Origin of the sequence: Acinetobacter sp. YH12144 (assembly GCF_013418345.1) — a bacterium.
Lineage (GTDB): Bacteria > Pseudomonadota > Gammaproteobacteria > Pseudomonadales > Moraxellaceae > Acinetobacter > Acinetobacter amyesii.
On the sequence record NZ_VPCD01000012.1, the window covers coordinates 61,860 to 73,844 of the forward strand.

An 11,985-nucleotide genomic window follows, 5' to 3' on the forward strand; every position below is an offset into this window, starting at 1 on the left:
ACCAATAAAAATGTCTAGTTTATGATGATTTAACCATCATGGACTGGATATGAAATATAGATGCTGATCACTATGTCTGACAAAGAAATTCAACGTCTTGCGGTTCTGCAAGACGTTCGAGATCATCGTATTACCCAAGTCCGTGCTGCTGAAATCCTGAATCTTTCCACCCGTCAAATTACCCGGTTATTGCAGAAGCTCAATCAAGATGGTGTTTCAGGTCTGGCTCATGCCAGTCGTGGTCAACCTGGCCATCGTCGCCATGATGACTTGTTAAAAGCAAAGTGCCTTTCCATTATTTCTGAACATCTGCTGGGCTTTGGGCCCACCTTGGCGCATGAGAAGCTCAGCAGCATGTTTGAGCTGAATATTCCTGTGGAAACAGTTCGTCGCTGGATGACTGCCAATGAGCTCTGGATTCCGCGATCCAAGCGTCTGAAACGTCCATATCAGCCTAGATATAACCGTGATTGCTTCGGTGAACTGATCCAGATTGATGGCTCCTATCATGACTGGTTTGAAGGACGATCCGCCAAATGCTGTTTGCTGGTTTATATCGATGACGCCACTGGAAAGCTGTTGCATCTGCGCTTTTGTGAGGCTGAAACGACCTTCGACTATATGCTTTCCACGAGAGCCTACATTAAGCAATATGGCAAGCCTTTGGCCTTTTATAGCGATAAACACTCAGTATTCCGAGTGAATCAGAAATCGAGCCAAGACAGCAAGATCACGCAATTTGGGCGGATTCTGAATGAGTTAAACATCGATATTATTTTTGCCAACTCACCACAGGCCAAAGGACGTGTGGAACGTGCTAACAGGACACTTCAGGATCGTCTGATCAAAGAGATGCGTCTGGAAGGCATCAGTTCGATTGCTGAAGCCAATGCTTGGCTACCCTGCTTCATTGAGCAGTTCAATCAGAAGTTCGCCAAGTGTGCGCGTAACTCAAAGAATTTACATCGACCATTAACCGAATCTGATCTTGAACTGGATGATATTTTTACCTGGCAGGAACCACGTAAGGTCACCAAGAATCTAACCCTGACGTATGACAAATGTATTTATATGCTTGAACCGACTGAATTGAACCAGAAATTAGTTGGACAATACATTTCATTTCTGGAGTACCCGGATGGCACTGTTGCGATCATGTATGAAGGACGGAAGATCAACTACAGTATCTTCAATAAACTGACTGGACTGCAGCAGAATGAAGTGGTTGAGAATAAACGGTTAGGCGCAGTTCTGGCCCATATCCAACAACAGCATGAAGAGTTGGAAAAACAGAATAAACGTTCCCGTGCCAAGAAAAGTATGCCGAGTCGTAAAGCTCAGAAAGCTAGCAATGAACAAAGAAATTTAAATCCTGTTCTTGACTCTTGCAGTTAAAAACAGGACATTTTAAATGGTTTATCGCATAGACATTTTAATTGGTGAATAACACACAAAAATCAAAAATGGGAGCCTTAAGCTCGCATTTTTATTGTATTTTTTTGAAAATTTCGTATAACGCCCATTATGTTAAATAGAATAGAATTTGAACGATAAAAAATTAACAGTCATACATTATCATTAACAAATAATAGGGGACATTTTTTATGGGTGATAAATTGAAAGAAATACCAGCACTTACTGGGTGTTTTATTGCGGGTACTCTAGTGCGTGTACAGAGGGATCTAAATTTACCACGGAGAATTTGGAAAAAAATCGAAGATATACAGGTAGGTGATCTAGTTTTTGATCCTAGACAGTATCGTGGACAACAAATCCCTCTAAATTCTTGAAATATTTCTGTTCAAAGGCTTCTGGGCTTAAACAGCCGTTTGCAGAATGTCTTCTGATTCGATTGTAATAAATCTCAATATAGTCAAACAAGACAGCATTCGCTTCTTTTCGAGTGGCAAATACACTGCCATGGACCACATGAACTTTCAATGTATGAAAGAAGCTTTCGGTCACTGCATTATCCCAGCAGTTTCCCCTGCGTGACATACTTTGAACGCAGTTATTCGTCAATAATAGCGCCCTAAAATCACGACTACAGTACTGTGAGCCTTGGTCCGAATGTACCATGACACCCATTGGATACCCCTGACGAGCCATTGCATAATGAAACGCATCACATACCAATTGACGGTCTATTCGATAGCTGGTTTGCCAACCGACAATACGACGGCTGAATAGATCCAGCATCACACATAAATACAGCCAACCTTGCTTAGTACGGATATAGGTAATATCTGTTGTCCAGATCTTATTGGGTTCATTGACCGTAAATTGACGATCTAACAAGTTAGGTGCTGTAGGCAAACGATGGTTTGAATCAGTCGTATGCTTGTATTTACGTGCAATCCTGCTACGTAAACCAAGCTTTTTAAGCATTCTTCCAACGGTTCGTTCGCTCATGCTGTAACCTAAATCATGCATGTCATGTACCAATGAAGGTGCACCCAATCGTGCATGATGCTGCCAATATACGGCTTTTAAATCATTATATTTCTGCGCTAGATTGGTCTGGCGCTTTCGCCAGGCATAATAGCCTGAAGTGCTGACACCCAGGCATTTACAGACAGAAGATACAGTGACTTCATTCACATCCAGATCTTGAATTACCGTGTACTTTTCTTGGCATGATCTGTCAGAAAGTACACATGCGCTTTTTTTAAGATGTCATTGACTTCCCTAAGCTGTTTGACTTCTTTCTCTAATTCCAATATCCGCTGTTGTTCTGGTGAAAGTTGACGTTTGCTTGAACCCACTGGATTGGCTTCACGAATCCATTTGTCTAAAGTTGAATAACCCACACCTAATTTCTGGGCGATTGCAGCTGTAGGCTCGTGTGAGTTTGAAAGTGCATAATCAATTGCTTGCTGTTTAAATTTGGGATTAAAACGTTTGGCCATTTCTTGGATCTCCAAAGTTAACGTTACGTTATCTTTAGAGGGAAGTACTGTCCATTATTTTGGCTAGGATCAACATGATGAAATAGCTCTCTTAAAATCAAAGGTTCAGCTTGATCAAATGCAATATCCCTAGTCTGAACGATCTGCTTCAAGAATTTATTCACATTGTTGTCGATATGAGTGACTGTGATCTCCTGCCAGATACTAGGCACAATCAGGGCTAAAGGACGTATTTTATAAAAATGAGAGGCAATATTAATCCCATACGGATCAAGATCACCATAAAATGCCAACAAGCAGTTATCCGATACTTGTTCTAATAATTTAACTACTGTTTTAATGTTGGCCCCATGCCCACGATAGACAAACAGGCTCGACTGCCACTCAAGAGGCAACTGCATATACCAATCAAATACCCTATTCATCATGGCACCATTTTCAATAATAATGATGCGCTGTATCGATTGTATGTCATCCCTGGATGAATTTGGTCAAAAGTGAGACGATAAATATCCTCAAATCAGTAAATCATGGCTTGCCAACTGGTCGAATCTCAACACGTTCTTTGCCTATCCAATGGACATTCGCAAGGCGATTTATACCACCAATGCAATTGAATCCTTGAACAGTGTCATTCGCCATGCCACCAAGAAAAGAAAAATCTTCCCAACCGATGAATCTGTGAAAAAAGTGGTATATTTAGCGATTATGGCAGCAAGCAAAAAATGGACGATGCCCATTCAGAATTGGAAAGCTGCCATGAATCGTTTTAGTATCATGTTTGATGAACGTGTAACCAAGTATTTTTAAAACCACATTTACACAGAATTATTTACACCCTCATTAAATAGTGTAATTATCAGTAGATACCAAATTTACAATCTTCAATGGCTTGCATTTTTTTAGTAGTTGACTCAGCCAACGTTTTACGTTGCTCTTGAATTGCAGGGTCACGAGTAAAAATAGGTAGTTCTTTAACTTTAGTCCGATATTCTGTTTCAATTTCATGACACACTTTAATATTTTCTATTGTTTTATTGACAAAATTTTCATCTACTTTTTTGTACTGATTTTTAGAAATACGTAATGTTTGACCATCATCAGATAAATGTAAGGGCATAGCAGCTAAACCATTATTAACCGCTAAAGTATCATCTTTTTTTTCCAATACGAGAGAACTTCCCTCTTTACCATTCACCACATTACTACGAGCAACCACATTTTCTTTAAGAATATAACTATCTTTACCCTCTTTAAAAATTTGCATAATGCGCTTTCCTTGCACATTTTCTAATTGCCAGTAGCCAACCATTTTGTCATGTTTATTACCACAAGCTGATAAAAAAACCGTCGACATTGATAATAAGATTACTAACTTTTTCATAAGTAAACCTCTGAAAATAATAAAGATTCTTCTAAGCACAACTTTTTATAACTATCACTAGTCGTTTTTAGGTTAAACTGAAATATATCAAAAAATAAATAAAATACATACATTTATTTTTAATTGAATTATTTCAAGTGGAAACTACACCCCAAATTTGCTAAATAGGTTTTCCAGCGTTTCAGTTATACAATGTTTTATGAGATCTGGACTAAATTCAACAGCATCATGAAAAGTTAGAACAACAAAATATCCGAAACTATTCCCAAAAGATGTCAAACAGGAAGCCCATTTGAAACTTTACTTAATGGAAAACGAATTTGGGCTGATAAGAATTTAGCCCAAATTTAACCTGACAGGCACAATAAAAAACGGGGAACTGTCAGATCAGTTTTGAGCTAGTATAAGTGAAGGGTTGTCCTTGTTAGCAGCAGTGTAAAAATGCCCCCTTGGTTATGGTTAATATAGCGGTCTTTTTGAACACTATCTGTACCCTATTCTTTTGAACTGGAAAGCTCTTCAGCCAACTGCTCAGCCTGTTCCAATACAGTTTCTGTAGCCAATAAAGCCATATCAGGTGGATAGCCATACTTCTTCAGCAATCTCTTCACGATGACTCTTAACTTTGCTCTAGCAGCTTCCTTGATCGTCCAATCCAAAGTCACATTCTTACGAATAGAATCAGTGAGTACGACTGCAAGTTCTCTCAATATGTCTTTCTGCATCAATTCTCGAGCACTGTCATTGTCTGCTACTGCTGAGTAGAACGCATATTCGTATTCAGTCAGGTTGAGTTCTTCAGCCAGTTTGTCTGACTCCTGAATTGTCTTAGCTAACTTGATCAGTTCATCAATGACTTCTGCTGCAGTAAGTACCTTGTTCTGATAACCCTTAATTGCTGAACTCAACATATCCATGAGCTTCTTACCTTGGGTGACACTGCGTTGCTCTCGTACCTTAATCTCATCACCAAGTAACTTCTTAAGTGTTTCAAGCGCAATGTTCTTATGCTTATAGTCTTTCATCTCCTGCATAAACTCATCAGAGAGAATCGAGATATCTGGTTTCTGAATCCCTGCAGCATCGAAGATATCTACCACTTGCTCTGTGACTAGAGCTTGGTCAATGGTTTGCTTTACCTTGGCTTCAAGCTCAGCATTACTTAAGCCAGAAATCTTGCCTGTACCATCACTAAACTTAGCAAGACGTGCTTTGACTGCTTGGAAGAATGCCACCACTGGTGCAGCTTCCATAGCATGTGGATGAGGTACAGCTAATGCGAATGCCTGTGACATCGCTGTGACTGCTGTCAGGAAGCGAGTCTTCCCTTCTCCTTGATCTACACCAAGGATATGCTCTTCCGCTTCTAAAATGATGTTGAGCTTACGAGAAGTATCTGCAGTGAAGTACTCTTGGTAGTTGAAGCCATGCAAAATGCCATCAAGCACTTCTAGCTTTTCTTGCAGGATCGTTGCAGCTTCATCCTGCACCAATGCAGGATCACCTTTACCACCTGCTTCTGAGTAAAACGATAAGGCTTCTTTCAAGTCAGATGCGATACCAAGATAGTCCACAACCAAGCCACCAGCCTTGTCTTTGTAGACACGGTTGACTCGTGCAATCGCTTGCATGAGGTTGTGACCTTTCATTGGTTTGTCGATGTAAAGGGTGTGCATACTTGGGGCATCGAAACCAGTCAGCCACATATCACGAACAATAACGAGTTTGAGCTTATCATCATTGTCTTTCATACGATCTGCTAAGCGTTGGCGCTGTTGCTTGGTAGTGTGATGTTTAGCAATCACCTCACCATCTGAAGCTGAGGCAGTCATCACAACTTTGATTACACCATCATTCAGATCATCACTGTGCCACTCTGGTTTGATCTTTACAATCTCGTTGTAAAGGTCTACAGCGATCCTGCGAGACATGCTGACGATCATGCCTTTGCCTTGGTTTGCATTGGCTTTAAGACGCTGCTCAAAGTGTTCTACGATGTCCTTTGCAATGGCTTTGATACGTTCTTTACTGCCGATCAAACCTTCGACTCTTGCCCACTTCGCACGTTCTTTTTGAGTTTGGTTTAAGTCATCTTCAGTAAACTGGTCATCAAAGTCTTCAATCAGCTCTTTGCCTTCCTCACTGATGGCAATCTTAGCTAGGCGGCTTTCATAGAAGATACGAACAGTTGCACCATCCTCCACTGCTTGCGAGATGTCATAGATATCTACATAGTTCCCGAAGACTGCAGGTGTGTTTACATCCGTCTTCTCAATTGGTGTTCCTGTGAAACCAAGGTAAGTAGCATTAGGAAGTGCATCACGCATGTACTTGGCAAAACCATAGACAGTACGTTTACCGACAACCTTGCCATCTTCATCTTTGACATCGACTTCCTTGGCATTAAAGCCATACTGAGAACGATGTGCTTCATCTGCAATCACGACAATGTTGGTTCGGTCTGACAGTTGCTCGTAGACGCTAGTGCCATCATCCGGTTGGAACTTTTGGATGGTGGTGAAGATCACGCCACCTGAACCCACCTTGAGTAACTCTTTGAGTTCTTCTCGGCTGTCTGCTTGTCGTGGTGTTTGTCTAAGGAGTTGGCTTGATGCAGCGAATGTACCAAAGAGCTGATCATCTAGATCATTACGATCTGTGATCACAACGACTGTTGGATTATCCAAAGCCAAGACAATCTTGCCTGTGTAGAAAACCATAGACAAAGACTTACCTGAGCCTTGGGTATGCCATACCACACCGGCTTTCTTGTCACCGACTGCTTGTTGCTGTACCAATTCGAGCTTACTTCTACCTTGATGTTGCATGGCAACTTCTGCTGATTTCGAGTCCGAGTTCACTGCAGACGCACGAATAGTCGAGAGGACTGCTGCATTCACTGCATAGTACTGATGATATGCAGCCATCTTCTTGATGGTCTTAATGGTGATTAAGCCATTGGTATCCTCGTGCTTCGTTGATTCATAGACAATGAAGTGTCGAATCATGTCGAGTAGTGTGACTGGATTCAGTAAACCATGAATCAGGACTTCTAGCTGTGCTTGTGTCTTCTTGGCTTTGGTTTGACCATTGTTTGTCTTCCACGCCATGTAGCGACTGTAGTCTGCTGAGACAGTACCTGCTTTCGCCTCTAAACCATCAGAGATGACGTTGAAAGCATTGTAGGTAAACAAGCTAGGGATTTGGCTTTGATAGGTCTGTATTTGCTTGTATGCGCCTTCTACAGTGGCATTCTCGTCTGTTGCATTCTTGAGTTCAATGACCACCAAGGGTAAGCCATTCACATACAAGATAATGTCTGGTCGTCTTGTCCAGCGATCTTCTTTGATGGTTACTTGATTGACGACAAGGAATTCGTTATTGGTTGGATTCTCAAAGTCAATCAACCAAGCATACTCACCTTGAGTGTTACCCTCTTTGCTCACCTCAATGTTAATGCCCTCAGTGAGCAGTCGGTGGAATGCTTGGTTATTACTGAGTAGATCAGGGGATTGAATATTGGTGACTTGCTTTAGTGCTTCAGTACATTTGTCTTGGCTTAAATGAGGATTTAAGCGTTGTAATGCATCAAGCACTTTGTCTTCCAAGATGACCTGCTTATAGCTTCGTAGAGGGTTAGTGCCCTTCGATTCAATCTCAGGTCCATACACATAGGTATAGCCCAATCCCTCTAGTTGCTCTATCGCCATCAGCTCAATGTCTGATTCGGTCATCTTAGTCACTTGATTATTTCCCCCTAAACTTATCCATATAACCTGGACTCATTAATTTTTTATATGATGTAAAGCTAAGAAACCTTATTCATCGTCCTGCACGTTATAGCCATACTTCTGCACAGCATTCTCAATAGCGCCCTCAAACTTATGGCAAACATATAGATAGAGTTCAGCATCTACCATCAGTACTCCAGGAACACCTAAACCATCATTGAGTGGAATCAGAGTCTTTTGTGAACCAATCTGAACTGTTGGTCGTTGGTATGAGCAATTCACAGTGACTTTATGTGGCGATCTATTCCAGTCAATTTTCTTGGCTTCCCACTCACGACTACCGCCCAGCAAGGTGACTTGAATCTTGGATTCAGTCGCTGTCTTATTCAGTTGTTTGTAAGAGACAAACTTGGCGACTGAACAAGGAGAGTGATAACAGGTTTCTATGACTTTACCTTTTTGTATGCCGCTATGATTGAATTTAGCCGGTGCTGCTTGAACGGTTGCAGCAAAGCTAACTACAGCAATCAAGCCAAATCCCATTTGAATCATGCGCTTTATCATTCTGTTTTTCCTCTTTGTTCTCTTTTACTTAATCCATCGGCACAGCGATCTTATTCACTTTCCAACTCAAACCATCACGAACCATTTTGACAGTGACGGCTTTGGAATCATTTGGATGTTGGATCACAACCTCAAAGTCACTGAATGAGGTATAGCGAGTTTTGTACTCTGCTTGATCTTCTTCTTTGGTTTCTGTTGTTGATGCTCCCTGTGATGAATGTGCTGCATCTTTAAGGTCTTTGCCTTGCATCATCATGGTCATCCCTTCAGGTGTGACAAAACCATCAATCATCTTGTCTACCATGGTAGATGCAAGCATGGCACCTAGTGCTGCGAAACCATCATCTTTATGGGTTGCCATCTCTTTCATCATCATGGCATTCATTTGATCTTTGAAGCTCTGACGCACACTTGGATAGTCGATGTACTTGGACACCTTTTCGCTATCACCTACTTGTGCAGCATTCTTGATGTTATTGATGGCAATGTATGGCGAAGCATACAAGTAGCCACAGATCACTACGACTAAGGCAATGATTGCCCCTATAATTTTTTTATTCAATTCAGCCCCCTGAATGTAAAAAAGGTGAAGCCATCAAATGACTTCACCTCAAATGTTATGCAACTTCTTCTGTTTGGTATTGGACTCTGACTTCGCCGCTCATCAGCTTAGGAAGCAAGGTATCTCGTAGTTGTTCAAGTGTTTGGATTTGCTTCTTGTTAGATGAAACCTTTTGCATCGAAGGAGTAATCAACAGCGAATACTCTTCAAGGTAGTCTAAACTTGGAGTCTTAAAAGAGATATTTAACATATCTTCTGGCTTAACCCTTTGATGACTGCCACTGGTTCCCGAAGCACTCATTGCTAATTCATCAATAACATCTCTTGAATTGAATAAGCTATACAAGAACATTAAATGAGATCCTACTTTAGGCTTCAAATTCTGAAACTCTGTTGAACATACATAATTATCTTTGACATCAGTTAATAACCATATACGAGGCACTCTTGGATTCAGCTTTGAGACTAAAATTGAGTTCTCACATACTCTGTACTTATTACTCAGAATTTCCGCACCCAATTCAATAGTAGGCTTTTCTCCTGAATCAAAAGCAGGCAAACTAAAATGATAGTATGTCTTAAGAGGATCTTTTGATGGGTTCACATTGTCTTTGATATGAGTAGCTATATCACTTACTAGTAAATCATCCCAATCCTCTTTCGCTTCCTCAATAAACCATTGACGAAACAGTGTTTCAGCCATGGCTTCCAAAGTCTTGTTCTGACAGTGCAGTAAGTCGATCTTGTCATCTAATGATGAAAGGATTGAGGCTATGGCTTTTTGTTCAGGGAGAGACGGAAAGCATATCTCTTCTTGATGAACATCATTACGGTTAACTCCAGGCACCGCACTTTTGTCACTAAATTTTTCCCAATCCAATGTTTGCAAAAAGTAGTAGATGAACTTTTTGTCATTCCCCTTAAAGTCGTTTACATAAAGAGATGTGTTTAATGGCCAAAATGGTACATCACTGAAAAAAACTGAACCAATGGTTCCATATCGGCCCGTCACAACACCTGATTCATTTACTTTGGCTTCATTATGAAAATCAGCAAAACCTGAAGAAGCAATGATGGGAACACTACCAGAAACACGAGATTGCTTTGGTAAGTCATAACCACGTTTTAGGGTAAAGAAGCTATCTAATCGCCCAACCTGCCACTCACTCATACAACCACCTTTGCTAAGTTCTCAGCAATGGCTTGGTTTAGCTTGGCTTCCTCAGCAAGCTGTGCTTCAAACTCTGCCTTTAAGCTTGTAAAGCGTACCTTGAAGTCGAACTCATCTTCATCATCAGCTAAACCAACATAACGACCTGGCGTCAGTACATAATCAAGCTCAGCGACTTTCTCAAGTGGTACAGATGCACAGAAGCCTGCAACATCCTCATACTCACCACCCTTGTTACGCCAATTGTGGTAAGTGTCTGTGATGAGCTTAATATCTTCATCAGACAAGACTTTGGTTCTGCGGTTAATCAGATGACCTAGGTTACGAGCATCAATGAACAGAATCTCATTGCTACGATCTTGGTATTGGCTTGAGTTAACACGGTCACGACGCATAAACCATAAAGCAGCAGGAATCTGTGTGTTCAGGAACAGCTTGGCAGGTAGGTTCACAATACAGTCGATGACATTGGCTTCTGAAACCAAGGCTTTACGAATCTCACCTTCACCACTGGTCTTAGAGGTTAATGCACCTTTAGCAAGCACAACGCCTGCCTGACCTTTAGGACTCATGTGATACAAGAAGTGTTGCATCCATGCGAAGTTCGCATTGCCTGCAGGTGGTGTACCTAGAGACCAACGAGCATCACCCACTAACTGCTCACCGCTCCAATCAGAGACGTTGAATGGTGGATTAGCAATGATGTAATCCGCTTTCAGGTCTTTGTGTGCATCATTCAGGAATGAACCCTCAGAGTTCCATTTCACATGCTCTGAGTTAATGCCACGAATGGCTAAGTTCATCTTGGCCAAACGCCAAGTTGTCTGGTTACTTTCTTGACCATAGATGGAGATGTCGTCCACTAAACCCTGATGCGATTCTACGAATTTCTCAGACTGTACGAACATACCACCTGAACCACAGCAAGGATCGAATACACGTCCTTTGTATGGCTCTAGCATTTCAACCAATAAGCTCACGATGGATTTAGGCGTGTAGAACTGCCCACCTTGCTTACCTTCAGCTAAAGCGAACTCACCTAGGAAGTACTCGAATACGTGTCCTAAAACGTCGGCAGAGCGATCTTTTGCATCACCTAGGGCAATGTTACCAATGAGGTCTATCAGCTCACCTAGGCTCGTAGGATCGAGATTTTGACGTGCATAGACTTTAGGTAGTACACCTTTGAGCTGAGGGTTCTCATTCTCAATGGCTTCCATTGCATCGTCTACAATCTTACCAATGGTGACTTGCTTTGCTTGGTTTAACAGGTATGACCAACGTGCGATCTCAGGAACGAAGAAGACGTTGTATGCAGTGTATTCATCACGATCTTCAGGATCAGCTCCTGCAAACTCTCCCTCACCTTCAACCAATAGGTTGTAGTGAGCTTCAAATGAGTCAGAGATGTACTTGAGGAAGATCAAACCAAGGACTACATGCTTGTACTCAGCAGCATCAATGTTCTTACGAAGTTTGTCTGCAGCTTTCCAAAGAATGACCTCAATGGGTTCTTGTTTGGTTTGCTTTGGAGTACGTGCCATGGAATTGTCCTGCAATGAATAGGTTATCTAGTTTTAGTTAAACCAATAGTACCCAATAATACGCTCGTGTGTAAGTATTGATACGTCATTTCTTGTCGTACAATTTAAGTATTAAAAAAG

Annotated in this window: 9 protein-coding genes and 1 pseudogene; 2 read left to right on the top strand and 8 right to left on the bottom strand. The window is 41.3% G+C overall.

Features of this window, described 5'->3' with window-relative positions; translation table 11 throughout:
- The first annotated feature begins 60 nt into the window (after positions 1-60).
- A complete protein-coding gene (locus FTU79_RS09690) occupies positions 61-1,395 on the top strand; it encodes an ISNCY family transposase (RefSeq protein WP_103254392.1) in 1,335 nt (444 codons plus the stop codon).
- Between the two features lie 354 nt (positions 1,396-1,749).
- Here FTU79_RS09690 and FTU79_RS09695 read toward each other — a convergent pair.
- A protein-coding gene (locus FTU79_RS09695; RefSeq protein WP_154320140.1) for an IS3 family transposase occupies positions 1,750-2,909 on the bottom strand; the annotation gives its coding sequence in 2 pieces (ribosomal slippage) (positions 1,750-2,675 and positions 2,675-2,909; 1,161 coding nt in all).
- 23 nt (positions 2,910-2,932) lie between these two features.
- Positions 2,933-3,379: a Wadjet anti-phage system protein JetD domain-containing protein gene (locus tag FTU79_RS09700; RefSeq protein ID WP_228291712.1), complete on the bottom strand. Its 447-nt coding sequence runs from the start codon at positions 3,377-3,379 to the stop codon at positions 2,933-2,935.
- A gap of 31 nt (positions 3,380-3,410) precedes the next feature.
- On the opposite strand from FTU79_RS09700, the pseudogene FTU79_RS09705 reads away from it, so the two are divergent.
- Positions 3,411-3,719, top strand: a pseudogene (locus FTU79_RS09705) (transposase); the annotation flags it as partial.
- Between the two features lie 49 nt (positions 3,720-3,768).
- Here the strand turns inward: FTU79_RS09705 and FTU79_RS09710 are convergent.
- The 6 genes from FTU79_RS09710 to FTU79_RS09735 all read right to left on the bottom strand — a co-directional run bounded on the left by FTU79_RS09710 (position 3,769) and on the right by FTU79_RS09735 (position 11,865).
- Positions 3,769-4,293, bottom strand: coding sequence for a hypothetical protein (locus FTU79_RS09710; RefSeq protein ID WP_154320138.1), 525 nt, complete (start codon positions 4,291-4,293; stop codon positions 3,769-3,771).
- Positions 4,294-4,787: 494 nt separating this feature from the next.
- On the bottom strand, positions 4,788-8,027 hold the full coding sequence (locus FTU79_RS09715) for a type I restriction endonuclease subunit R (protein WP_218944576.1): 3,240 nt from the start codon (positions 8,025-8,027) through the stop codon (positions 4,788-4,790).
- Between the two features lie 84 nt (positions 8,028-8,111).
- Positions 8,112-8,588 (bottom strand): hypothetical protein, encoded by a 477-nt coding sequence (locus FTU79_RS09720; protein ID WP_070153126.1) that lies wholly within the window; start codon positions 8,586-8,588, stop codon positions 8,112-8,114.
- A gap of 28 nt (positions 8,589-8,616) precedes the next feature.
- The gene (locus FTU79_RS09725) at positions 8,617-9,150 is read right to left on the bottom strand and encodes a DUF2939 domain-containing protein (RefSeq protein ID WP_167846516.1); all 534 of its coding nucleotides are present in this window, start codon (positions 9,148-9,150) and stop codon (positions 8,617-8,619) included.
- A 55-nt stretch (positions 9,151-9,205) separates the two neighbouring features.
- Positions 9,206-10,321 (bottom strand): restriction endonuclease subunit S, encoded by a 1,116-nt coding sequence (locus FTU79_RS09730; protein WP_104915058.1) that lies wholly within the window; start codon positions 10,319-10,321, stop codon positions 9,206-9,208.
- Positions 10,318-11,865: a class I SAM-dependent DNA methyltransferase gene (locus FTU79_RS09735; protein ID WP_154320136.1), complete on the bottom strand. Its 1,548-nt coding sequence runs from the start codon at positions 11,863-11,865 to the stop codon at positions 10,318-10,320. Before FTU79_RS09735 ends, FTU79_RS09730 begins: the two co-directional genes overlap by 4 nt.
- Positions 11,866-11,985: the final 120 nt, after the last annotated feature.